The sequence below is a fragment of the Paracoccus benzoatiresistens genome (assembly GCF_026913015.1).
GTDB classification, from domain to species: domain Bacteria; phylum Pseudomonadota; class Alphaproteobacteria; order Rhodobacterales; family Rhodobacteraceae; genus Paracoccus; species Paracoccus benzoatiresistens.
This window is the reverse complement of the sequence record NZ_JAPTYD010000005.1, coordinates 116,773-139,877: the sequence shown is the minus strand read 5'-3', so window position 1 is coordinate 139,877 and position 23,105 is coordinate 116,773. Positions and strand designations below refer to the sequence as shown.

Annotated in this window: 20 protein-coding genes; 8 read left to right on the top strand and 12 right to left on the bottom strand. The window is 67.7% G+C overall.

Annotated elements, in window-relative coordinates:
• Positions 1-56: 56 nt before the first annotated feature.
• Genes OU682_RS06400 through dusB form a run of 3 tightly spaced genes read right to left on the bottom strand, consistent with a single transcriptional unit; the run spans position 57 to position 3,636 of the window.
• Entirely contained in the window at positions 57-1,511 is a 1,455-nt protein-coding gene (locus OU682_RS06400) for a response regulator (RefSeq protein ID WP_268941241.1), read from the bottom strand.
• An 11-nt stretch (positions 1,512-1,522) separates the two neighbouring features.
• Complete coding sequence (locus OU682_RS06395; protein WP_268941240.1) at positions 1,523-2,641, bottom strand: two-component system sensor histidine kinase NtrB; 1,119 nt, start codon at positions 2,639-2,641, stop codon at positions 1,523-1,525.
• A complete protein-coding gene (gene dusB / locus OU682_RS06390; protein WP_268941239.1) occupies positions 2,638-3,636 on the bottom strand; it encodes a tRNA dihydrouridine synthase DusB in 999 nt (332 codons plus the stop codon). The genes OU682_RS06395 and dusB overlap by 4 nt, the downstream gene beginning before the upstream one ends.
• A gap of 229 nt (positions 3,637-3,865) precedes the next feature.
• Here dusB and OU682_RS06385 point away from each other — a divergent pair, with 229 nt between their 5' ends.
• From OU682_RS06385 to OU682_RS06370, 4 genes are all read left to right on the top strand, one after another.
• On the top strand, positions 3,866-5,248 hold the full coding sequence (locus OU682_RS06385) for an L-serine ammonia-lyase (RefSeq protein ID WP_268941238.1): 1,383 nt from the start codon (positions 3,866-3,868) through the stop codon (positions 5,246-5,248).
• 105 nt (positions 5,249-5,353) lie between these two features.
• Positions 5,354-6,250: a hypothetical protein gene (locus OU682_RS06380; RefSeq protein WP_268941237.1), complete on the top strand. Its 897-nt coding sequence runs from the start codon at positions 5,354-5,356 to the stop codon at positions 6,248-6,250.
• Between the two features lie 151 nt (positions 6,251-6,401).
• The gene (locus OU682_RS06375) at positions 6,402-8,591 is read left to right on the top strand and encodes a YjbH domain-containing protein (RefSeq protein WP_268941236.1); all 2,190 of its coding nucleotides are present in this window, start codon (positions 6,402-6,404) and stop codon (positions 8,589-8,591) included.
• The gene (locus tag OU682_RS06370) at positions 8,588-9,241 is read left to right on the top strand and encodes a YjbF family lipoprotein (RefSeq protein ID WP_268941235.1); all 654 of its coding nucleotides are present in this window, start codon (positions 8,588-8,590) and stop codon (positions 9,239-9,241) included. Before OU682_RS06375 ends, OU682_RS06370 begins: the two co-directional genes overlap by 4 nt.
• Positions 9,242-9,296: 55 nt before the next feature.
• Here the strand turns inward: OU682_RS06370 and OU682_RS06365 are convergent, their stop codons facing one another.
• From OU682_RS06365 to OU682_RS06330, 8 genes are all read right to left on the bottom strand, one after another.
• Positions 9,297-10,769, bottom strand: a complete 1,473-nt coding sequence (locus OU682_RS06365; protein WP_268941234.1) for a mannitol dehydrogenase family protein — start codon at positions 10,767-10,769, stop codon at positions 9,297-9,299.
• 29 nt (positions 10,770-10,798) lie between these two features.
• Positions 10,799-11,572, bottom strand: a complete 774-nt coding sequence (locus tag OU682_RS06360; protein WP_268941233.1) for an L-iditol 2-dehydrogenase — start codon at positions 11,570-11,572, stop codon at positions 10,799-10,801.
• Entirely contained in the window at positions 11,569-12,573 is a 1,005-nt protein-coding gene (locus OU682_RS06355; RefSeq protein WP_268941232.1) for an ABC transporter ATP-binding protein, read from the bottom strand. The genes OU682_RS06360 and OU682_RS06355 overlap by 4 nt, the downstream gene beginning before the upstream one ends.
• A 10-nt stretch (positions 12,574-12,583) precedes the next feature.
• A complete protein-coding gene (locus tag OU682_RS06350) occupies positions 12,584-13,408 on the bottom strand; it encodes a carbohydrate ABC transporter permease (RefSeq protein ID WP_268941231.1) in 825 nt (274 codons plus the stop codon).
• A gap of 10 nt (positions 13,409-13,418) precedes the next feature.
• Positions 13,419-14,288 carry a carbohydrate ABC transporter permease gene (locus OU682_RS06345; RefSeq protein WP_268941230.1) on the bottom strand — a complete coding sequence of 290 codons (870 nt, stop codon included), beginning with the start codon at positions 14,286-14,288 and terminating at the stop codon, positions 13,419-13,421.
• Positions 14,289-14,389: 101 nt separating this feature from the next.
• Entirely contained in the window at positions 14,390-15,715 is a 1,326-nt protein-coding gene (locus OU682_RS06340) for an ABC transporter substrate-binding protein (protein WP_268941229.1), read from the bottom strand.
• A gap of 144 nt (positions 15,716-15,859) precedes the next feature.
• On the bottom strand, positions 15,860-16,819 hold the full coding sequence (locus tag OU682_RS06335; RefSeq protein ID WP_268941228.1) for a sugar-binding transcriptional regulator: 960 nt from the start codon (positions 16,817-16,819) through the stop codon (positions 15,860-15,862).
• Entirely contained in the window at positions 16,816-17,490 is a 675-nt protein-coding gene (locus OU682_RS06330; RefSeq protein ID WP_268941227.1) for an HAD family hydrolase, read from the bottom strand. Before OU682_RS06330 ends, OU682_RS06335 begins: the two co-directional genes overlap by 4 nt.
• Positions 17,491-17,574: 84 nt before the next feature.
• Here OU682_RS06330 and OU682_RS06325 point away from each other — a divergent pair, with 84 nt between their 5' ends.
• The gene (locus OU682_RS06325; protein WP_268941226.1) at positions 17,575-18,810 is read left to right on the top strand and encodes a glycosyltransferase; all 1,236 of its coding nucleotides are present in this window, start codon (positions 17,575-17,577) and stop codon (positions 18,808-18,810) included.
• On the opposite strand, the gene OU682_RS06320 is transcribed toward OU682_RS06325, so the two are convergent.
• Positions 18,782-19,282 (bottom strand): DUF2585 family protein, encoded by a 501-nt coding sequence (locus tag OU682_RS06320; protein WP_268941225.1) that lies wholly within the window; start codon positions 19,280-19,282, stop codon positions 18,782-18,784. The two genes, OU682_RS06325 and OU682_RS06320, sit on opposite strands and share 29 nt — an antisense overlap.
• A 168-nt stretch (positions 19,283-19,450) precedes the next feature.
• Here OU682_RS06320 and crtY point away from each other — a divergent pair, with 168 nt between their 5' ends.
• From crtY to OU682_RS06305, 3 genes are read left to right on the top strand one after another with little or no spacing between them, the layout of a single operon-like run.
• Complete coding sequence (gene crtY, locus OU682_RS06315; protein ID WP_268941224.1) at positions 19,451-20,608, top strand: lycopene beta-cyclase CrtY; 1,158 nt, start codon at positions 19,451-19,453, stop codon at positions 20,606-20,608.
• Positions 20,605-22,080, top strand: a complete 1,476-nt coding sequence (locus OU682_RS06310; protein WP_268941223.1) for a phytoene desaturase — start codon at positions 20,605-20,607, stop codon at positions 22,078-22,080. The genes crtY and OU682_RS06310 overlap by 4 nt, the downstream gene beginning before the upstream one ends.
• Positions 22,077-22,994: a phytoene/squalene synthase family protein gene (locus OU682_RS06305; RefSeq protein ID WP_268941222.1), complete on the top strand. Its 918-nt coding sequence runs from the start codon at positions 22,077-22,079 to the stop codon at positions 22,992-22,994. The genes OU682_RS06310 and OU682_RS06305 overlap by 4 nt, the downstream gene beginning before the upstream one ends.
• Positions 22,995-23,105 lie beyond the last annotated feature (111 nt).

Below are 23,105 nucleotides of genomic sequence, written 5' to 3'. Positions count from 1 at the left end.
CTTTCGCGGCTTTCTGTTGCAGCACCGATACGGGTGACGCTGCCCCTGTGGCGGTTTTACATCAGTTTGCGGCGCCGTGTCACCTCGATATTCAGCTCGGTCAGCTTCTTGCGCAGGGTATTGCGGTTTATTCCCAGCAGATCAGCGCATCTCAGCTGATTGCCGCCCGTGGCGTCCAGCGCGACCTGAAGCAAGGGACGCTCGATCTCTCGCAAGATGCGGTCATATAGGCCCGGCGGAGGGAGGCTGTCCCCATGCAGGTCGAAATAGCGCTGCAGATGCGCCTCGACCGAATCCGACAGGGGGCCGTTGCCGCCCAGCTGATAGCCCAGCGAAATGGCGCCGTCCTCGGCGGGCTGGGCGACCGGGACCGGCGCGGCCGCAAGCGGGGCCGCGCGGGTGCCGCCCTGCTGGCTCAGCGCCTCTCGCATCTCGGGCGCGGTGATGGCGGCGGCGCTGGCGGTCAGCGCCAGACGGCGCATCATGTTTTCCAACTCGCGCACGTTGCCGGGAAAGGCATGGGCGCGCAGCAGGCTGGCCGCGTCGTCGCCAAGCGTGCGATCGGGCAGCCCTTGCGTGGCCGCACGCGCCAGCAGGTGGTTCGCCAGGGGCAGGATGTCGTCCACGCGGGCGCGGAGCGGCGGCACCGTGACCGTCACCCCCGCCAGCCGGTAGTACAGATCCGACCGCAGCCGCCCCGCCGTCACATCGGCCTGGGGATCGGGACCGATGGTTGCCACGATGCGCGGGGCCATGGCGCGGTCGGGGCCGCTTTCCATCGACTCGATCAGGCCGATCAGCCGGGCCTGCGCGGCGGGATCGAAGCCTGGCGGATTCTCGATCACGATCGTGCCGCCGCGCGCCTTCTCGGCCGCGCGGGTGATCGCCTCCTCGCTGGCGTCGGCCGAGGTCAGGATCGCCAGGCCATGGTCGCTGCGGTCCGACAGGTCGTGGAAGGAACGCGCGATCGTGGTCTTGCCGACGCCCGGTTCACCGGCGATCAGGACCGGCAGATCCGCGTTCAGGACGCGCGCGACCATGCGGAACAGCGCCTGCATGGCGGGCGCATGGCCGATCAGCGGCATGGCCGGGTCGGTGCTGGGACGCCGCGCGGGGATCATCTCGGGCACCGGGTCGGACTTGCGCGGACGGCGCGACAGGGCCTGGTTCGCCTTGGCCATCAGGTCGGGCAGATCGAAGGGCTTGGGCAGGTATTCGAAGGCCTCGGCCTCGGTCGCGCGGATGGCGGTGACGATGGTGTTCTGGGCCGAGATGACGATGACAGGCAGGTCCGGCCGCACCTCGCGGATAGCAGGGATGCGGTCGATGCCGTTGCCGTCGGGCATCATCACGTCGGTGATGACCAGATCGCCCCGGCCTTCCTCGACCCATTTCGACAGTTGCGCCAGGCTGCCCGTCGCGTGAACCCGGCAGCCGGCGCGGGTCAGCGCCTGTGTCAGCACCGTTCGGATGGTGCGGTCGTCGTCGGCGATCAGAACGGTTCCGTCCATGGCGTCGGTCCTTATGCCTTGGGCAATGATATGCGGAAAACGGTGCGGCCGGGGCGGCTGTCCACGCGGATCAGCGCGCCGTGGTCGGTGATGATCTTGCTGACAAGCGCCAGCCCCAGGCCGGTCCCGTTCTCGCGGCCCGAGACGAAGGGCTCGAAGATCTGGTCGGCAATGGCGGGCGGAAGGCCGGGGCCGTTGTCCTCGATCTCGATCTGCAGGGGCAAGGGACGGCCGGCCGGATCATTCACGTCCGGGGGAAGGCGCAGGGTGTGGTCATAGAAGCTGCGCAGCCGGATCGCCGGGTGCCCGGTGTCCTTCAGCGCCTCGGCCGCGTTCTTGACCAGGTTCAGGCAGACCTGCGTCAGCTGGTCGGCATCGGCCAGGGCATCGGGCAGCGAGGGGTCGTATTCCGCGAAGATGGCGATCTTCCTGGCAAAGCCGACGTGGGCCAACCGGCGGACCTTTTCCAGCACGTCATGGACATTGATGGGCCGCAGGTTCGGGGCCGAGGTATCGCCGAAGCGTTCCACCTGCTCCAGCAGCGAGACGATGCGCTTCGATTCGCTGACGATCATCTCGGCCATCTCGCGGTCGTCGGGCGATGCATTCATGCCGATCAGCTGCGCCGCGCCCCGGATCCCGGCCAGCGGGTTCTTGATCTCGTGCGCCAGCATCTCGGCCATGCCGATGGCGCTGCGGGCGGCGGTGCGGACGGCGCGGTTCTGCGTCTGCAACCCCGCCTCGTCCAGCGGCACCAGCAGCAGCGACACGGCTCCGCCGAACTCTGCGGCGGGGCCGGCATGGACGGCGGCGTGGCGGTCCTGGTGGCCGCCCGCGCGGTCGCCGATCTCGAAGCAGACGTTGGGGTGATACAGCGCCTCGTCGCCCTTCATCACCCGACAGACCAGCGGCGACAACGACGGATGGATGCGCAAGCGCGTCCGCATCTCGTCCCCGTCGAGCAGCCGCCCGACTGTCGAGTTGCGGGACATGTTCAGCCAGATTTCGGCGGCGTCGTTCATGGCGGCCACGCGGCCCTGGCCGTCCAGCACCAGCGCCGGCAGCGGCAGGGCGTCCCAGCCGGGACCGGGGCGCACCTGGTCAAATCCGGCCGGGCCGCGGGGCGTCATGCAGCCACCCTTGCATCGGCAAAGGCCTGGCGGATCAGCGCCAGCGTCGCCGCCGGGCTGTCGGCGCGCAGCATCTGGTCACGCAAGGGCGCGCCGTTCGAATCCGCATACCAGCCCAGATGCTTGCGGGCGACGCGCAGGCCCAGTTCGGCGCCATAGAAGTCCAGGATATCCTCGTAATGTTCGGCAACGGCATCGGCCAGGGCGTCGCCCCGGGGCACGTCGGGGGCGGGGCTGCCGGTCAGGTCATGCGCGATCTGCGCCAGCCGCCAAGGCGCACCCTGCGCGCCGCGCCCGACCATGACCGCCTCGGCGCCCGAGGCCGCAAGCGCCGCACGGGCGGATGCCGCGTCCACCACATCGCCATTGGCGACCAGCGGCGGGCGGCCCGGCAGGTTCGCGACCGCGCGGATGCGCGTCCAGTCGGCCTGCCCCTTGTAGAACTGCGCGCGCGTCCGGCCATGCACGGTCAGCATTCGGATGCCCGCATCCGAGGCACGGCGCGACAGTTCGGGCGCGTTGAGGCAGTCATCGTCCCAGCCAAGCCGCATCTTCAGCGTGACGGGGACGGACACCGCCCCCACCACGGCGTCGATCAGCGTCAGGGCGTGATCCAGGTCACGCATCAGCGCCGCGCCCGACAGCCCGCCCGTGACCTTCTTGGCCGGGCAGCCCATGTTGATGTCGATGATCCGCGCGCCCATGCCTTCGACGATGCGGGCGGTTTCGGCCATGGCACCTGCCTCGCGCCCCGCGATCTGCACGCTGACGGGCAACGCGCCTTCGGTCAGGGCCTTTGCCCGGACGGCGGCGCGGGTCGATGGGCGTGGCGTCACCATCTCGGTCGAGGCGACCATTTCGCTGACCATCAGGCCGGCCCCGTGGCGCGCAACGGCGCGGCGAAACGGCAGATCGGTGATTCCCGCCATGGGCGCAAGAAACACCGGCGGTCCAAGCCGCGTGTCGCCAAGAATGATCGGATCGCCGAATTGCATAAACCTGTCCTTCGCCCTGACCGTTGCCAGTCGCAAGATGATGGCAGCAGGCTTGACTGCCGCCTCTTTGACCACCCGGAAGATTGCCTATATTTGTGGCACATCGCCTGCTTTCTCAGCAACAGCCGCTTGCCTGCCGGTGCCGCTAAGATCCAGCCCAAGTGTCGCAATCTGAATGGCCTTTGGCGGGCCAGATGCTTAGATGAATGCCAAATTACAAGGGGGACGCATGTTCCTGTCGGTTTTCGACCTGTTCAAGGTGGGCGTCGGCCCGTCATCCTCGCACACGATGGGCCCGATGGTCGCGGGTGCGCGCTTTCTGGACGAATTGCGCCAGCAGCCCTTCAAGGCGCAGGGGCTGAAGGCCAGCCTGCACGGCAGCCTTGCCTTTACCGGCAAGGGCCACGCGACGGACCGCGCGACGATCCTGGGGCTTGCGGGCTTTGTCCCCGCCACCCTGGATGCGGAGGCGGCGGAAGCTGCGCTGGCGAAGAACCGCGAAACGCACCTGCTGTCGCCCGTGGGGCTTGGCGATCTGGTTTTCGACCCCGACCGCGACCTGCGCTTCGATTACGACCATGCCTTGCCCGGGCACGCCAACGGCATGACGCTTTCGGCGACGGACGCGCAGGGCGACGTGATCTTTCACCGCATCTATTACTCGATCGGCGGGGGGTTCGTGCTGACCGACGAGGAACTGGCCCGCAAGGGCGGCGAGGGACGCAGCGACGATGCCCCCACCGTGCCCTTCCCCTTTGCCAGCGCGGCCGAGATGCTGGAGATGGCGGAAAGATCGGGCAAGTCCATCGCCCGGATGAAGCACGACAATGAAAGGGTCTTCCGCAGCGAGGCCGAGATTCGCGACGGGCTGATGCGAATCTGGCAGGTGATGCGCGACTGCATGGACCGCGGCCTGACCAGCGATGGCATCCTGCCCGGCGGCCTGTCCGTGCGCCGCCGCGCCAAGGCCATCCATGAAAAGCTGATCGCGGAACGCGGCATGAACCTGACCGCGCCCCATGTCATCAACGACTGGATGTCCACCTATGCCATGGCCGTGAACGAGGAGAACGCGGCTGGCGGCCAGGTCGTGACCGCGCCCACGAACGGGGCGGCGGGCACGGTTCCCGCCGTGATCCGCTACTGGCTGGACCATGTGCCGGGCGCGTCGGAACGCGACATCCCCGAATTCCTGCTGACGGCCGCGGCCATCGGCGGCCTGGTCAAGCACAATGCCAGCATCTCGGGGGCCGAGGCGGGTTGCCAGGCCGAGGTGGGCAGCGCCTCCGCCATGGCCGCGGCGGGCCTTGCGGCGGTCCTGGGCGGCACGCCCGAGCAGGTGGAGAACGCCGCCGAGATAGCGCTGGAACATCACCTGGGCATGACCTGCGACCCGGTGAAAGGCCTGGTGCAGGTGCCCTGCATCGAACGCAACGGCCTGGGCGCGATCAAGGCCGTCAGCGCGGCAAGCCTGGCGCTGCGCGGCGACGGCAAGCATTTCGTGCCGCTGGACGCGGCTATCGAGACGATGCGCCAGACCGGCCGCGACATGTCGGACAAGTACAAGGAAACCTCTCTGGGCGGGCTGGCGGTCAACGTCCCGAATTGTTGATCGACGATCCGGCGGGCTGTCGCTGCAAGTGCTGTCACGCGCTTGTGCGCCCGCGCGGCGGTTGCTAACGCTGGCGCGACAGTGATCCCCATAGAAGGCTGACCGATGACACCGCGTCTTGCACTCATCGCGCTGATGACCCTGCCGCTTGCCGCCTGCGAGGGCGTCAACCTTCCCGGCCTCGGCACCGCCGCCCCGCAGGTCCAGGGCCACAAGGGGCCTCCGGGCGTCTCGCCCCTGGAACAGCCGATCGAGACCGGGGCCGAGTTGAAGCCCGTCTCCACCGCCGAGGCCAGCACCTACAACACGACCGCCTTCAGCGCGCGCGGGAACGAACCGGCCTGGTCCGTGGATGTCGCAGGCAGCACCGCGATCTACAAGACGCCCGACAGCTCGAAGGGCCGCCCGATCCGCGTCAACCGCCTGGCCTTCGCGCAGGGCGTCGAATATGTGGGCGTCCATGCGGGCCGTCCCTTCGTGCTGAATGTCCGCGCCGCCGAATGCGAGGACAGCGCGTCCGGCCAGGACTTCCCCTTCACCGCGCGCCTGACCGTGTCCGGCAAGTCGCAGGCCGGCTGCGCCGCCCCGGCCACGCCCGAGGTTGCCCAGGCCGTGGCCGCCACCAAGGCACCTGCGCCCGCAGCACCGCGTCAGGCCACGACGACCCGGCGTCCTGCCGCCGCCCGCCCGGCCCCGACGCCGGCAGCAGCGACCGAGGAAAAGCCCGCCGCAACCCCGGCAACCACCACCCCGGCAGCCACCACCCCGGCGCCGGAAGCCGTGGAACAGACGCCGCCCGCCAGCACCCCGGCGACGACGACTCCACCCGCCGCCAGCACTCCTGCCGCACCTGCCTCGGAAGGAACCGCGGACCTGCCGCCCCCGCCGGCGGCGGATGCCCCGGCAGCGGCGACCACGCCCGCCGCGCCGGTGCTGCCGGCAACCCCGGCCGCGCCCGCGGCACCGGCGGACCAGACGACCACGACCGAGCCCGCCGAGTGATCGGCGCGCCCCCTGCGGCAGCCAAGACGCACCTTGTCCCCCATGTTGCGTCAAAGGGCTGCCAGCGGGGCGGTTTACGCCTATGATCCGGCCAAAAAGCAGAACGAGGACACGCCCACCTATGCGCCGATCCCCCCTTCTAGGACGCCTCATGGCGACCACCCTGCCTGTGGCCCTGGTGCTGGGCTCGGTCAGCACGACCGCCGTCGCGGACCCGATGTACAGCCGGAACATGTCCACCTTCGGCCTGCCCGGGGGGATCGACACGCCCACGGCGGAAACGCTGCAGGACGGAACCCTGGGCGCCACGGTGTCCTGGTCCGACTACGGCAGGCGCAGCAGCGTTGTCTTCCAGGCGCTGCCGGGCCTGACCACGGTGCTGCGCTATTCCCGCGTCGATGGCATCAACGACTACCGCGACGACGGCTATATCACGGACCGGTCTCTGGACCTGCGCTATCAGGTGGTGGACGAAGAAGGCTGGCGGCCGGCGGTTTCAATCGGCCTGCAGGACTTCCTGGGCACCGGCGTCTATTCGGGTGAATACATCGTCGCAACCAAGAACGTGACGCCATCGGTCCGTGTCTCGGCCGGTCTTGGCTGGGGCGTGCTGGCGGGCGAGCCGCGCACCATCGACATCGATGACGAAGGCGGCACGCCCAACATCGACGAATGGTTCCGGGGCGGTGCAAGGCCCTTTGCCTCGGTCAGTTGGCAGGTCAATGACCGGCTGAACCTGGTCGCGGAATATTCCAACAACGATTACCTTGCCCGCTACAGCAACGGCGAGGTCTTCCAGCAGGGCAAGGAGCCGGACAGCGGCCTGAACCTTGGCGCCTTCTACCGGTTCGGCCAGAACTACGAGGTCGGCGCCTATACCATCGGCGGCAACACCGTCGGCGCGCAGTTCACGATCGCCCTGAACCCGCGCGAGGCGCCCTATCCGTCGGGCCTTGAAAAGGCGCCGGCTCCGGTTCGCCCGCGCCCGGCGCCCTCGGCCGATCCCGAAGGCTGGTCGGGAACCTGGGCGCAGGACCCGAGCGCGCAGCCCGCGATCCAGACCGCGCTTGGCGAAGCCATGTCCAAGGAAGGCCAGACCCTTGAAAGCATGGCCCTGTCCGCCAACCGGGCCGAGGTCCGGATGCGCAACAGGCGCTATGTCAGCCAGGCCGAGGCCATCGGACGCACCGCGCGCCTGATGACCCGCGCCCTGCCCCCCTCGGTCGAGACCTTTGTCATCACCTCGACCGCCGATGGCATTCCCACGTCATCCGTCACCGTCCGCCGCTCGGACGTGGAACGGCTGGAGAATACCGAGGCCGGGCAGATCGCGAACGCGGCGGCCCTGTCCGATGCCCCGGCAGGCGCGCCCGGACTGGTGCCCAGCGAGGGCGTCTATCCGCGCTTCCGCTGGTCCATCAAACCCTACCTGACCCTGGGCGTCTTCAGCGCCGAGGACGGGCTGACCTACGAGGTCGGGGCCGAAGGGCGCGCAAGCTACGAGGTCGCGCCCGGAGTGGTCCTGACCGGCGCCCTGCGCCAGCGGGCCTTCGGCAATATCGAGCACCGCGGCCCCGCCATCCCGAGCGATCCCGAGTTCTGCGAGGCTTATGGCCGCTGCGGTCGCGGCGAATACTTCACGCCCGAGGAATACGAGGCCAACCCCGCGCTGGAAACCACGCCCGAGGGCGTGCCGCGGGTGCGTTCGGATTCGCGCATGTACACCGGCAACAGCGACCCGGTCATCCCGGAACTGACGCTGGCCTGGTACGCCAAGCCCGCGCCCACGGTCTATACCCGCGTCACCGGCGGCCTGCTGGAACGCGCCTTTGGCGGCGTTTCGGCCGAGGTGCTGTGGAAGCCGGCCAATTCGCCCCTGGCGCTCGGGGCCGAGGTCAACCGCGTGAGGAAGCGCGACTTCGACCAGCTGTTCGAGTTCCGCGACTACGAGGTCACGATGGGCCATGTCTCGGCCTATTACGAATTCGCCCAAGGGTTCACGGCGCAGCTGGATGTCGGCAAGTATCTGGCCGGCGACAAGGGCGCGACCGTCACGCTGACGCGCGAATTCGCCAATGGCTGGCGGATCGGGGCCTATGCCACCAAGACCGACCTGTCCGCCGAGGAATTCGGCGAGGGCAGCTTCGACAAGGGCGTCACGCTGTCGATCCCGCTTGGCTGGGCCACCGGGCAGGCGACGCGCGAACGCGTCGATGCCGATGTGCGGTCGCTGTCGCGTGATGGCGGCGCGCAGCTGAACGTCAGGGATCGCCTGTATGACCAGGTACGGGACAGCCATTCCGTCAAACTTTATGAAGGCTGGGGGAGGTTCTGGCGATGATGAACGGCGTCCTGAAGATCGCGCTGGCGACGTCGCTGGTGGCCGGCCTTGCCGGTTGCGGCAATGACAGCGAAGGCGACGGCTGGGTCGGCGTACTGGCCCAGACCGCCGGCGAGGTGGTGGCGCAGCGCCGCGCCGCCAGCCAGCCCGCCGCGCCGGCCAAGTCGCCCGAGGAAGCTGCGGCCGAGGCGCTGCGCGTCAATCCCGGTCCGTTGGTCCAGGCCGGCTTCGAAAGCCTGGGCCGCACGCAAGTGATGGCGATGACCGGCCAGAACGGCAGCATGCGCACCTTCATGACCCCCGCCGAAGAGGCGCTGATCCTGCGCGGCGGTATGCTGATCGGCACGCGCGGCCTAGGCCATGACCTGTCGGTCGCGGAACCGCAGACCGAAGCGCTGATCCGTGCCGGTGCCTCGGGCAGCGGCACGCGCGTGATGCGCTATTTCGCGGGCGATGGGGTGGAGCGGCCCTTGCAATTCGCCTGCAACGTCGGCGCGGGCCCTGCGCCCGGTGTGACGGTCGAAAACTGCGAAGGCCATGGCGCCACCTTCCAGAACAGCTACATGGTCCAGGGCGGTCAGATCGCCGTGTCGCGCCAGTGGATCGGCCCGAACCTGGGCTATGTGACGATCCAGACGCTGCGGCCCTGATCTGATGCACAAGAAAAGACCGGCCCCCTAAAGGGCCGGTCTTTTTCATTGCGGGTCAGACGCCCGCCAGATAGCTGTCGATTGCGGCGCGCACGCCCTGGTCCTGCACGATCTTCAGCCGGCGGGCGAAAGCCTCCTGGAAGCGCGGGTTGGCGGCCAGCGGGCCGAACACGGTTTCGTTCGCCAGGAAGGCCAGCGGATCGGCGCGCGAGGCGACGGCATAGTCGCGCAGGGCGTCGCTGTTGTCGTCGTTCGGCGCGATCTCGTTTCCGGCTTCGTCCCGACGCTCGCAATAGCGGCACCAGAAGGCGACTTCTTGCGCCAGGCCCTCGATATCGCGGTCGTCCTTCAGCGCATCGGCCAGCGTCGGCAAGATGAATTTTGGCTGCCGGTTCGACCCGTCCAGGCACAGGCGCGGGATCGTGTCGCCCACCTCGGGGTTGGCGAAGCGACTGACGATCAGTTCAAGATAGTCGTCATAGCTGACGCCGGGGATCGGTTGCAGCGTGGGGATGATCTCGCGCGTTTCCAGGGCGCGCAGCCAGGCCTCGATCTGCGGATCGGCCATGGCGTCATGGACGAAGTGATGGCCCAGCAGCGCCGAGGGATAGGCGATGGCCGCGTGCCCGCCATTCAGGATCCGCAGCTTCATCAGCTCGTGGCGACTCACATCCGCGACGAATTCGGCGCCGACCTTTTCCAGCGGCGGGCGGCCCTGGGGGAAGTTGTCTTCCAGCACCCATTGGCGGAAGGGCTCGCAAACCACGGGGGCGGCGTCGATGAGGCCGAAGCGGTCGCGCACCAGGGCGCGCTCGCGATCCGAGGTGGCGGGGGTGATGCAATCCACCATCGAGTTCGGGAAGGCGACGTTTCCCCGCACCCATTGGGCCAGCGCCGGGTCGGACAGTTGCGCCAGTTCCGTGACCGTGCGGGCGCAGACGTGGCCGTTCTCCGGCAGGTTGTCGCAGGACATGACGGTGAAGGGCTCGCTTCCGGCATCCCGCCGCCGGCGCAGCGCCGCCAGGATCATGCCGAACACCGTGCGCGGCGCGTCGGGGTTGGCCGCGTCATGGGCGATGTCGGGATGGGCCGCGTCGAAGCCGTCGGTCTTGGCATCGACATAATAGCCGCCCTCGGTGATCGTCAGGGACACGATGCGGATCGCGGGATCGGCCATTGCCGAAATCACCGCCTGCGGATCGACCGGCACGAAATCGACCATGGACCCGATCACCCGCGCGTTCAGCCCGTTCGGGTCCAGTTCCACCACCGTGGTCAGCCAGTCCTGCGCGGCCAGCCGGTCTCGCATCGCGGCGTCGCCCGGACGCACGCCCGCGCCGATCAGCGCCCAGTCCTGCCCTTCGCCCATGTCGAACAGGCGGTCGAGGTAGAAGGCCATGTGCGCGCGGTGGAAGTTGCCGACGCCCACATGGACGATGCCGGGGCGCAGTGCCGCACGGTCATAGCCGGGGCGGCCCACGGCATCGGGCAGACCGTGCAGGGCGGATGCGTTCAATGAAACGGCCATGGCCGAACCTTTCTTCTAAGGGACAAGCGTCAGCTCATCCAGTTGCCGCCATCGACGTTGTATGTCTGGGCGACGATATAGTCGGCCTCGGACGAGGCGAGGAAGATCGCCATGCCGGTCAGGTCGGCCGCGGTGCCCATGCGGCCGAAGGGGACGGCCTCGCCGACCTCCTTCTTCTTCTGGCCGGGGGCCTTGTTTTCGTATTTGGCGAAGAAGGCGTCCACCCCGTCCCAATGTTCGCCATCGACAACGCCCGGCGCGATGGCGTTAACGTTGATGCCATGCTCGATCAGGTTCAGGCCGGCGGACTGCGTCAGGCTGATGACAGCGGCCTTGCTGGCGCAATAGACGGAGACCAGCGCCTCGCCGCGCCGCCCGGCCTGCGAGGCCATGTTGATGATCTTGCCGCCCTGCCCGCGCCCGACCATGCCGCGCGCGACGGCCTGCATCATGAACAGCGTGCCCGCGACATTGACCGCGAAGATGCGGTCGTAATCGGCGCGGGTGATTTCCACGATGGGGGCCGCGGTGAACAGGGCGGCGTTGTTGACCAGGATGTCGATGCCGCCAAGAGCATCCTCGACCGTCGCCACGCAAGCGTCGATCGAGGCCTGGTCGGTCACGTCCAGCCGCACGGCGATGGCGCCTTCGCCCAAGCCCTCGGCCGCCTTCTGCGCGGCGTCGATGTTGATGTCGCAGATCGCCACGCGGGCGCCTTCCGCCAGATAGGCGCGGGCGAATTCCAGCCCGATGCCGCGCGCGGCGCCGGTGATCAGCGCGCGCTTGCCGTCCAACCGTCTCATCGGATGCGGTCTCCGTTCTTGTCGAATTTGTGAATCTTGTCCTCGGCCGGGGTCAGCCAGACGGTGTCGCCGTGATGCAGGCTGACCTCTCCGGTCGAACGGACGGTGATGGTTTCCGCCAGGCCGGTGTCCTCGACATAGAAGAAGCTGTCGGAACCCAGGTGTTCGCTGACGCCGACGCGACCCTTCCACTTGCCGCTGTCGGCCGAGATGCGGATATGCTCGGGGCGCACGCCGATGTTCTGGGCACCGTATTCCGCAGCGACCGACCCGGAAAACAGGTTCATCTTCGGGCTGCCGATGAAGGCCGCGACAAAGACGTTGCGGGGGTGGTGGTAAAGCTCCAGCGGCGATCCCACCTGCTCGATCCGGCCGGCCTGCAGGACCACGATCTTGTCGGCCATGGTCATCGCCTCGACCTGGTCGTGGGTGACATAGATCATCGTCGTCTTCAGGCGGTTGTGCAGCTCGCTGATCTCCAGCCGCATTCCGACCCGCAGCGCGGCGTCCAGGTTCGACAACGGCTCGTCGAACAGGAAGGCCGCCGGTTCGCGAACGATGGCGCGGCCGATCGCCACACGCTGGCGCTGGCCGCCCGACAACTGGCCGGGGCGGCGGTCAAGATAGCTGGTCAGGTTCAGCGCCTTGGCCGCGGCCTCGATCCGGCGATCCTGTTCGCCCTTGGGAACGCCCGCCATCTTCATCGGGAAGGCGATGTTCTTCCTGACCGACATGTGCGGGTAAAGCGCATAGGACTGGAACACCATCGCCAGCCCGCGCTTGGCGGGCGAGGCCTCGGTCGCGTCCGCCCCGTCGATCAGGATGCGCCCGCCGCTCACATCCTCAAGCCCCGCGATCAGGCGCAGCAGCGTGGACTTGCCGCAGCCGGACGGACCGACGAAGACCACGAACTCGCCGTCCTCGATCGCCAGATCCAGCGGCGGGATCACCTCGACCTCACCAAAGCGCTTGGCCACGCCTTGAAGGGTTATCTGTCCCATGTGTTTCCCCTTATTTCACGGCGCCGAAGGTCAGCCCACGGACCAATTGTTTCTGGCTGAACCAGCCCAGCACCAGGATCGGCGCGATCGCCATGACGGATGCCGCCGAAAGCTTCGCCCAGAACAGCCCCTGCGGGCTGGAGAAGCTTGCGATGAAGGCCGACAAGGGCGCGGCATTGGTGGTGGTCAACTGGATCGTCCAGAAGGCCTCGTTCCAGGCCAGGATGATGTTCAGAAGCAGCGTGGACGCGATGCCGGGAACCGCCATGGGCGTCAGCACATAAAGGATCTCGTCGCGCAGGCTGGCCCCGTCCATCCGCGCGGCCTCCAGGATCTCGCCCGGGATTTCGCGGAAATAGGTATACAGCATCCAGACCACGATCGGCAGGTTGATCAGCATCAGCAGGATCGTCAGCCCGATCCGCGTGTCCATCAGCCCGGTGCGCAGGAAGATCAAGTAGATCGGCACCAGCACGGCCACGGCGGGCATCATCTTGGTGGACAGCATCCACATTAGGATGTCCTTGGTCCGCTTCGTGGGCGAGAAGGCCATCGCCCAGGCCGCCGGGATCGCCACGATCAGCGCCAGGATCGTCGAGCCGACCGCCAGGATCACCGAGTTCGTGAAGGGCCGCCAGTAGTTGTTCTGGCTTTGAACGGTCTGATAGCTTTCCAGCGTGAAGGAAGGGATCAGGTCGAAGCCCGCGATGGCCTCTTGTTCGGATTTGAGGCTGGTGATGATCGTGTAAAGGATCGGAAAGAAGATCAGCAGCGCCACGAACCATGCGGCGACGGTCCAGCCGACCCTGGCGTTGCGGGATGTTGCGCGTGCCATGTGTTGCCCCTCAGTCCAGGTTGCGGCCCACGACGCGCATCAGGAAGATCGCGACGATGTTGGCCAGGATCACGGCGATGATGCCTCCTGCCGCTGCACCGCCGATGTCGAAGTTCAGGCGCGCGGCGCGATAGATCAGGAAGGTCAGGTTGGTGGACGCCGTTCCTGGCCCCCCATTGGTGGTCACAAGGATTTCCGCATAGATCCCAAGCAGAAAGATGGTCTGGATCAGGATCACCACGGTGATCGCGCGGGCCATGTGCGGAAGGATCAGATACAGGAACCTGCTATGGGCGGGCGCGCCGTCCATCTCGGCCGCCTCCATCTGCTCGGTATCCAGCGATTGCAGGGAGGTCAGCAGGATCAGCGTGGCGAAGGGCAGCCATTGCCAAGATACGATCAGGATGATCGCCGTCAGCGGATATTGCGCGAACCAGTCCACCGGGCTTGCCCCGAAGAACTGCGCCACATCGGCCAGCACGCCATAGCTTGGGTGCATGATCATGTTCTTCCAGATCAGCGCGGCGACCGGCGGCATCACGAAGAAGGGCGAGATCACCAGGATCCGCACCACCCCCTGCCCCCAGATCGGCTTGTCGATCAGCATGGCGATGGCGATGCCGCCCACGACGGTGATCAGCAGCACCCCCAGGACCAGCACCAGCGTGTTCCGGATCGCCTCGAAGAAGGCCGGGTCGGTGTAGAAATACTGGTAGTTGAACCACCCCGCCCAGCTGGTCATGGTCGGGTTCAGCAGGTTGTAGTTCAGGAACGAATAATACAGCGTCATGCACAGCGGCACGATCATCCACACGAACAGCAGGATGATGGCAGGCGCGCGCATCAGCCGGGCAAGCCCCTGGGTCTGGCGGGTGGCCATGGCGAAAACTCCCTAGACGACGCGGGGGAGGCTTGGATGCCCCCGAGGGGGCACCGCCCGAAGGAGGGGACGGGCGGTGCCGAACGCTAAACGCCTACTCGTTACTTAATGTAGCCCGCGCGCGTCATCTCGCGCGTGGTGTTGCTTTGGGCGCCGGCCAGCGCGTCATCCACCGACATTTGTCCCGCTAGGGCAGCCGAGAACTGCTGGCCCACAGCCGTGCCGATGCCCTGGAATTCCGGGATCGCCACAAACTGACCACCGGTATAGGGAATGTCCTGGACCGAGGCCTTTTGCGTATTGGCCGCGTTGATCGCCGTCAGGGTCATCTCCGCGAAGGGCGCTTCCTTCTGGTATTCGGCATTCTCGTAAAGCGAGGTCCGCGTGCCCGGAGGAGCCGCGCGCCAGCCTTCCTTGCTTGCCACCAGTTCGGTATATCCCTTGGAGGTGGCCCAGGCGATGAAGGTCTTGGCCGCGTCCTGCGCATCCGAGGATGTCGGGATGGCAAGGCTCCACGCCCACAGCCAGTTGCCGTGGTTGTCCACGCCTTCCTTGTTGGGGAACTGTGCGAAGCCGACCTTGTCGGCGACGGTCGAATCCTCGGGGTCGGTCACGAAGCTGGCGGCGACGGTGGCGTCGATCCAGATGCCGCACTTGCCCTGCTGGAACAGCGACAGGTTCTCGTTGAAGCCGTTGGACGATGCGCCGGGGGGGCCGTATTCGTTCATCATCGTCAGATAGTCGGTCAGCGTGGCCTTCCATTCCGCGCTGTCGAACTGCGGCTTCCAGTCGGTGTCGAACCAGCGCGCGCCATAGCTGTTGGCCATGGCGGTCAGGAAGGCCATGTTCTCGCCCCAGCCGGGCTTGCCGCGCAGGCAGATCCCGTACTGTTCCTTGGACTTGTCCGTCATGGCCTTGGCGGCGTTCATGATGTCGGTCCAGGTGGGGCTTTCGGGAATGGTCACGCCCGCGGCCTCGGCCAGGTCTGTGCGGTACATCACCATGGCCGATTCGGCATAGAAGGGCGCCGCATACAGCTTGCCATCGACCGACAGCGCGTCGCGCACGGGCGGGATCAGGTCATCGGCCGCATAGGCTTCGTCGAATTCCAGCGGCGCCAGCCAGCCCTGCTTGGCCCAGATCGGGACCTCGTAGGTGCCGATGGTCAGGATGTCGTACTGGCCGCCCTGCGTGGCGATGTCGGTGGTCACGCGCTCGCGCAGGATGTTTTCCTCGAGCGTCACCCATTCGACAGTGATGCCCGGGTTCGCGGCGGTGAATTCGCCCGTCAGGCCCTGCATGCGGATCATGTCGCCGTTGTTCACGGTGGCAATGGTCAGGGTGACGTTGTCCTGAGCAGCAGCGATACCTGCAGCAGTGGCGCACAGGGCCGTCGCGCCCAGAAGGGCGCGAAAAGTCATGGTCATGCTATCCTCCCTTGTCGAATGGGCATTTGCCATCGCGACGGGCAAATATTCACAAAGCTGACGAACTCTGTCAATCCGCAAGTTTGACATGCAAAAGCCATTGCCCAAAGCGGCAATTGTCTTGCGCAGGCAGGAATGGACTGTTCAGGAGGCCAGCAGATGCTCGGCCGTGGCTTCCGATGTGATCAGGCCGTTGACCAGACCGCCCAGAAGCGCCGCACGAATCGCGGGCAGCTTCGCCTCGCCGGCGGCGACAGCCATGACGGGGCGTTCGGCCGCGCGCGGAAGGGGCGCGGAAGCGACACGGGCATTGAAAGCGCAGTCGATCACTCGGCCATTCGCATCGTAAACCCAGCCGGTGATCTCGCCCTGGGCGCCCAGCGTGGCAAGTTCATCCATCTCGGCTGCGCTGACGAAGCCGTCCACGAACAGGGGGGCGCTGCGGTCCATCTGGCCGATGCCGACCAGCGACAGATCGGCCTTCTCGCACAGGCGGATGGTGTTCTGCACCGCCTCCTGCCCCCGCATGGCGGCCAGTTCGGCGGGATCGCGCGCCATCACCGGCAGGGGATAAGGATAGTGCGGGGCGCCGATCCGCTCGGCCAGGCTGATCGTCGCGTTATAGGGCGAGGCCGAGCCGTCCTGCATCATGTTTCCCAGCCGGGATACGACGACGTGCTGCGGGCAGGACATGCGCGGCAGCTGTTCCACCGTGGCCTTCAGCGACCGGCCCGTCCCCAGGCTGACGATGCGCCGGTCCTGCGATTTCAGCACCCGCTCCAGTTCCGCCGCCGCCGCGATGGCGATGCCGGTCAGAAGCCCGGGCGCGTCGGGGTCCGAGGGCACGACCTCGCAGGACATCAGCCCGAAGCGATCCGACAGGGCACCCGCCAGATCCATGCAGCGCGCGATCGGATGGTCCACGCGGACCTTGATCAGCTTTTCGCTGACCGCCATCGCCACCAGCCGCTGCGCCGATTGCCGGCTGACGCCCAGCTTGCGGGCGATTTCCTCCTGCGTGTTGCCGGCGACGTAATAAAGCCAGCCGGCCCGCGCCGCATCGTCCAGTCGCACCGCCTCGGGGGAAAAACGGGTGGCGTTCACGGGATCGGGGCTCCTTGCTGCAGGTCCAGCAACAGTTGCGAGAAATCCCCCCAGTTGTCAAAGGACCGAACCCCCTCTGGCAGGACCATCGGTTCCAAGCCGCGCAGATGGGCGCCACCGGCATAATGCAGGATGCGCATTCCCGCCGCCCGGGCCGCCGCGACGCCGGGCGCGCTGTCCTCGATCACCAGCGCGTCGGCAGGCGCGCAGCCCATGCGGTGGGCGGCCAGCAGGAACAGGTCCGGCGCGGGCTTGCCGTGGCGAACCTGGCTGGCGGTGAAGACCCGATCCGCGAAATGGCCGGCCAGGCCCAGCACCTCCAGCGTCCGCCCCACGCGCTGAGGGCTGGAGGACGTGGCGATGCAGGAGGGGATTTGCAGCGCGTCCAGCATCGCCATGAAGCCCGAGGTGGGACGCAGTTCCATCGCAAAACGATCCAGCAGGCGGGCGCGGTAATCCGCCTCGAAACTGTCGGGCAAGGGCTGCCCGAACTGCTCGCGGATCCTCTGCGCGACCGTGGGAAAACTGCGGCCCAGGAAATGGCGGCGCACATGGGCGGGCGTGACGGTGATGCCCAGGGCGGCCAACTGGTCGATCAGGACCGAGGCCGACAGGACCTCGCTGTCGGCGATCACGCCGTCGCAATCGAAGATGATCAGCTCAACCTGCACCCCTGGCCCTCCCTTCCCCTCACCCTGACGGAAAGCGCGATGAAAGCACAAGTGCAACCCGCACGCGATTGTGGCAGGACAGTCATGTCCCATGCCCGAGGTTTCATGCGCGCCGTCCTGATCTGCCCGCCGCTCCACAGCCACCTGCGCGCCTTCGAGGCGCTGGCCGGGGAACTGACCCGCCGCGGCCATCAGGCGATCTTCCTGACGGAACCGGGCATTGCCCTGCAGGGCGGCGTGGCCCAGGCCACTCTGCCCGGCCCGCCCGCATACCCGCAGCCCCGCCGCCTGCTGGCCGAAATCGCAACCGGCGCCCGCCGCACGGACCGTTTGTGCCGCGACGCGCCGCCGCTGCTGCGCGACATCGGCCCCGACCTGATCCTGGGCGACCAGATGGAGCCCGCCTCGGGCCTTCTGGCCCGCGCGCTCGGGGTGCCGCTGGTTTCGGTCGCCTGCGCCGTCGCGATGGACGCCGAGCCGGGGATCCCCTTGCCCTTCCTCGGCTGGCCGCATGACACCACTGCCCAGGGCCTCCGACGCAATGCCGGGGGCGAACGGGTGGCCGATCTGCTGATGCTGCCGCAGTCGCGGGTGATTCGCCGCTGGGCGCGGGAATGGAAGGTGGGCGATCTGGGGCGGTTGCAGGATTGCCTGTCCCCCGATCTGACGCTGTCGCAGATGGTGCCGGGCTTTGACTATCCCCGGCCGGTCACGGGTGCGCGGATGGCGCAGCTTGGCCCCTTCCGGCGCGGGCAGATGGCGCAGGACTTTCCGTCCGACATCCAGCCCGATGCGGGGCGACCCTTCGTCTATGCCTCGCTTGGCACGCTGCAGGGTCACCGGGCGGGGCTGCTGGCGCGCATCGCCCAGGCATGCCGGCAGGCCGGCGCGCAGGTGCTGCTGTCCCATGCGGGCTGCCTGTCCGACGATCAGGCGCGGGCGATCCCCGCCGATTGGGTCCGTCCCTTCGTGCCCCAGCAGGCGGTGCTGGAGCGCGCGGATCTGTGCGTGACCCATGCCGGGCTGAACACCGCGCTGGAATGCCTGGCCGCTGGGGTGCCGATGCTGGCCCTGCCGCTGACCCATGACCAGCCGGGCGTTGCCGCGCGGGTCGCCCATTGCGGCGCGGGGCTCCGGCTGCAGCCCTGGCAGCGCAGCCGGGTGCGGATCACCGATGCGGTGCGGACGCTGCTGTCTGATTCGCGCTTTCGCACCACCGCGCGCGGCTTTGCGGCCCAGGGCGACAGCTGGCGCGGCGCGGCCGGCGCGGTGGACGAGATAGAGGCCCTTGTCAGCCCCCGAACGCGCGCCACAGGCTGATCAGGAAACCGTCGCCGACCCAGGCCGACAGCAGGACCTCGCCCCCCAGGGCGCCCAGGCCGACCAGCCACCCGGACAGCGGCAAGGCCAGCAGTGCGCCCAGGACCGCGACAAGGGTATCCATTATCGAATTGGAAATGCTGTCGCCGTGATAGGCCAGCGGATCGCCCGCGGAATAGCCGAACAGGGCGATGCTGGCGGGCAGGTTCTCGGCGACCTCCCAGATGGTGCTGCTGACGATCAGCGCGGCCATCAGGGTCCAGAACGGCCAGTCGGGCCGCTTCCACCGGACCAGCTTGACCAGCACCGCGCCGAAGATCACGTGCAGCAGGCTGTAGGGATCCAGCATCGTGCGCGAATTCAGCCGCACATCGCCGGGCAAGGCCCAGATCTGCGCGCAATCGCAGCCCAGGGGTCGTTGCAGGACCGTCAGGAACGCAAGCTTGGTGGCCAGGGCCAGCAGGATGAACAAGGCGGCCTGCCGGCCCCGTCCATGCAGCCGCGGCAAAGCGCTTGCAACCGGCCGCGGGGTGGCAGATCGTGGCACCGCAGGCGGCACGGCGGAACGGTTCTCGTCTTTCATCGTTGCCACAGTAAGGGCGTCGTCTGCCGTGACAAGGGGCTACAAGATCAACGGGATATGACACCACCCTCCTCTGACATCGTGATTGCGGGCGCCGGCCTCTCCGCCTCTCTGGCGGCGATGCGGATTGCGCCTGCGGCGCGCGTGCTGCTAGTCGATCAGAAGCCCGATCCCTTGGCCGGGCATACCTGGTCCTTTCACGACAGCGACATCGATGCAGGCCAGCGTGCATGGCTGGCCCCGGCGATCCGGCGCGCGTGGGACGGTCAGGACGTGCGCTTTCCCGGATACGGGCGGCAGTTGCGGTCGGGTTACGCCTCGCTCGATGCCGAGAGCCTGGGCGCGACGCTGAGGGCGCTGCCGAACGTCGCCACGCTGCAAGCCCGGGTGACGGCGGTGGACGCGCGCGGGATCACCCTGTCCGACGGCCAGCGGATCGAGGCCGGCATTGCCATCGACGCGCGCGGCTTCCGGCCTCATCCGGCAATCCAGATACGCTTCCAGAAATTCCTGGGCCAGGAGCTTCGCCTGACCGGACCCCACGGGCTGACCCGGCCGGTCATCATGGATGCCACCGTGCCCCAGCAGGACGGCTATCGCTTCTTCTACCTGCTGCCCTTCGACGACAACCGCCTGCTGGTCGAGGCCACGTATTACTCGGACGCCGCCCATCTGTCGGCGGACCGCCAGCGCGCCGGCATCGCGGATTACGTCGCGGCCCATGGCTGGGAGATCGCCGAGGTGGTGCGCGAGGAAGCCGGCGTCCTGCCGATCACCCTGCGCTTCGACGCCCATGCCTTCTGGCGCAGCATGCCCTCGGACATTCCCACGATCGGGCTGCGCGCGCTGCGGTTTCATCCGCTGACGGGCTACAGCCTGCCCCATGCCATGCGCAGCGCCGACCTGATCGCGCGGCACTGGCAGCAGGGCCCCCGCCCCCTGGCCAAGGCCCTGCGCCGCGACTGCCTGCAAGATGCAGCGCGGCAGGGCTTTTACCGCCTGCTGTCGCGGATGCTGTTCGAGGCCGCCGCCCCGGACGAGCGCCGCCGCGTGATGGAGCGGTTCTACCGCCTGCCCGAACCCTTGATCGAACGCCTCTACGCAGGCCAGAGCACGCTGACCGACAAGGCGCGCATCCTGACCGGGCGCCCCCCCGTACCGGTTGCCAGGGCCTTGCGCTGCCTGCCCGGAAAGTTGAAGGAAAGACCCGCATGACCCCCTCCCCTGGCAAGACGGCCGCCGTGATTGGCGCGGGCCTTGGCGGCCTTGCGCTGGCCATCCGCCTGCAAAGCGCGGGCATCGCCACGACCGTTTTCGAAAAGCGCGACAAGCCGGGCGGGCGGGCCTATGTCTATCACGACGCGGGCTTCACCTTCGACGCCGGGCCGACGGTGATCACCGACCCGGAATGCCTCAAGAAGCTGTGGCGCCTGTCGGGCCGCGACATGGCCGAGCATGTGACGCTGCTGCCGGTCAATCCCTTCTATCGCCTGTGCTGGGAAGACGGCACCGTCTTCGACTATGCCGACGCCCAGGACGCGATCGAACGCCAGATCCATGCGATCAACCCCGCCGATGTTCAGGGCTATCGCCGCTTCCTCGCCTATTCGCGCGATGTCTATCGCGAGGGATACGAGAAGCTGGGCTCGGTCCCGTTCCTGCATTTCTCGGACATGATCCGCGCTGCCCCGCAACTGGCGCGGCTGCAGGCCTGGCGGTCGGTCCATTCGATGGTGGCGCGGCACATCAAGGACGAACACCTGCGGCAGGCCTTCAGCTTCCACACGCTGCTGGTGGGGGGCAATCCCTTTTCGACCTCGTCGATCTATGCGCTGATCCATGCGCTGGAACGCAAGGGCGGGGTCTGGTTCGCCAAGGGCGGCACCGGGGCGCTGGTGGCTGGCATGGTGCGGCTGTTCCGCGAACTGGGCGGGACAATCCACCTGAACGCCCCGGTGGAGCGGATCGAGACGGAAGGCAACCGTGCAACCGCCATCCACGCGGGCGGGCAGCGCCAGCCTTTCGACATGATCGCCAGCAATGCCGACGTGGTCCATACCTATCGCAGCCTTCTGGGCGACCCCCAGGGGGACCGTCTGGCGGCGAAGCGCCATTCCATGTCGCTGTTCGTGGTCTATTTCGGCCTGCGCGGGCTTCGGCCCGAGTTGCGGCATCACATGGTCCTGTTCGGCCCGCGCTATCGCGAACTGGTCAACCAGATCTTCGCGGGCACCAGCCTGGCCGACGACTTCTCGCTCTATCTGCACGCGCCCTCGGTGACGGACCCGGATCTGGCGCCGGAGGGATGCAGCGCCTATTACGTTCTGGCCCCGGTGCCGCATCTGGGAACGGTGGATCCCGACTGGGAGCGGACCGCGCCGGTTTATCGCGACCGGATCCTCGACTATCTTGAGGCGCGCTATATCCCGAACCTGCGGCGCGACCTGATGACGGTGCGGCATTTCACGCCGCTGGATTTCCGGTCGGAACTGAACGCGCATCTGGGCTCGGCCTTTTCCATCGAGCCGATCCTGACCCAAAGCGCCTGGTTCCGCCCCCACAACCGCGACGACCGGCTGCGCAACCTTTACATCGTCGGCGCGGGCACCCATCCCGGGGCGGGAATTCCCGGCGTGGTGGGATCGGCCGAGGCGACCGCCTCGCTGATGCTGGAGGATGCCCGATGAGCGACGCGACCCTGGACCAGGCCCGGCAATCCATCGCCGTGGGCTCCAAGAGCTTTGCCCTGGCCTCGCGCTTCCTGCCGCGCGGGATGCACGAGGATTGCGTGATGCTCTATGCCTGGTGCCGCCATGCGGATGACGTCATCGACGGGCAGGAGGCGGGCTTTGCGACAGGTCCCGTGACCGATCCCGCGGCCCGGCTGGCCGAATTGCGAGACTTGACGCACCGCGCCTTGCAGGGCCAGCCGACCGCGCCGGTCTATGCCGGACTGGCCCGCGTGGTCGCGGCGCGCGACATTCCCCACCGGCATGTCGATGAACTGCTGGACGGGTTCGGGATGGACGTGGACGGCCGCGTGTATCGGGACATGAACGATCTGCTGGACTATTGCTATCACGTCGCGGGCGTGGTGGGCGTGATGATGGCGCGGATCATGGGCATCCGGGACGAGGCCGTCCTGGACCGGGCCAGCGACCTCGGGATCGCCTTCCAGCTGACCAACATCGCCCGTGACGTGATCGACGACGCGCGGATCGGCCGGACCTATCTGCCGCGCGACCTGCTGGCGGCCGAGGGGATCGGCGCCATCGATCCCGACGACGCGGCCCGGCGCGCCGCCCTGCACCGCGTGGCGCTGCGCCTGCTGGACGATGCCGAGATCTATTACCGCAGCGCCGATGTCGGCATCGCGGCCCTGCCCCGCCGCCCGGCCCTGGCCATTGCCGCCGCCCGCAACATCTATCGCCAGATCGGCGTCAAGCTGCGCGCCCAGGGGCCGGACGCCTGGAACGGGCGCCTGTCCACCGGCACCGGTGAAAAGCTGCGGCTGGCGGCAAAGGCTGCGGCGGCCACGATCCTGGCCGCGCGCCGCCGCGCCGCACCTGTCAGCCGCGACCGGCTTTACCTCCGCCCGTGACGCCTGCACCCTGCGGTTGCGGGCCAGTTCCTTGACCGGCCTTGGCTCCGGCGGCGCATGGATGTCTTCATGCGTCCGGCAGGCCACCCCCTCCGTCGCGGCAACGGTGGG

Bases quoted from the DNA above. Each gene is read 5' to 3' on its own strand.
- OU682_RS06380 (WP_268941237.1), top strand. From the start codon at position 5,354: ATGACACCGCGTCTTGCACTCATCGCGCTGATGACCCTGCCGCTTGCC.
- OU682_RS06355 (WP_268941232.1), bottom strand. From the start codon at position 12,573: ATGGGACAGATAACCCTTCAAGGCGTGGCCAAGCGCTTTGGTGAGGTC.
- OU682_RS06350 (WP_268941231.1), bottom strand. From the start codon at position 13,408: ATGGCACGCGCAACATCCCGCAACGCCAGGGTCGGCTGGACCGTCGCC.
- OU682_RS06340 (WP_268941229.1), bottom strand. From the start codon at position 15,715: ATGACCATGACTTTTCGCGCCCTTCTGGGCGCGACGGCCCTGTGCGCC.
- OU682_RS06310 (WP_268941223.1), top strand. From the start codon at position 20,605: ATGACCCCCTCCCCTGGCAAGACGGCCGCCGTGATTGGCGCGGGCCTT.
- OU682_RS06375 (WP_268941236.1), top strand. From the start codon at position 6,402: ATGGCGACCACCCTGCCTGTGGCCCTGGTGCTGGGCTCGGTCAGCACG.
- dusB (WP_268941239.1), bottom strand. From the start codon at position 3,636: ATGCAATTCGGCGATCCGATCATTCTTGGCGACACGCGGCTTGGACCG.
- OU682_RS06385 (WP_268941238.1), top strand. From the start codon at position 3,866: ATGTTCCTGTCGGTTTTCGACCTGTTCAAGGTGGGCGTCGGCCCGTCA.
- OU682_RS06400 (WP_268941241.1), bottom strand. From the start codon at position 1,511: ATGGACGGAACCGTTCTGATCGCCGACGACGACCGCACCATCCGAACG.
- OU682_RS06360 (WP_268941233.1), bottom strand. From the start codon at position 11,572: ATGAGACGGTTGGACGGCAAGCGCGCGCTGATCACCGGCGCCGCGCGC.
- OU682_RS06325 (WP_268941226.1), top strand. From the start codon at position 17,575: ATGTCCCATGCCCGAGGTTTCATGCGCGCCGTCCTGATCTGCCCGCCG.
- crtY (WP_268941224.1), top strand. From the start codon at position 19,451: ATGACACCACCCTCCTCTGACATCGTGATTGCGGGCGCCGGCCTCTCC.
- OU682_RS06395 (WP_268941240.1), bottom strand. From the start codon at position 2,641: ATGACGCCCCGCGGCCCGGCCGGATTTGACCAGGTGCGCCCCGGTCCC.
- OU682_RS06365 (WP_268941234.1), bottom strand. From the start codon at position 10,769: ATGGCCGTTTCATTGAACGCATCCGCCCTGCACGGTCTGCCCGATGCC.
- OU682_RS06370 (WP_268941235.1), top strand. From the start codon at position 8,588: ATGATGAACGGCGTCCTGAAGATCGCGCTGGCGACGTCGCTGGTGGCC.
- OU682_RS06305 (WP_268941222.1), top strand. From the start codon at position 22,077: ATGAGCGACGCGACCCTGGACCAGGCCCGGCAATCCATCGCCGTGGGC.
- OU682_RS06345 (WP_268941230.1), bottom strand. From the start codon at position 14,288: ATGGCCACCCGCCAGACCCAGGGGCTTGCCCGGCTGATGCGCGCGCCT.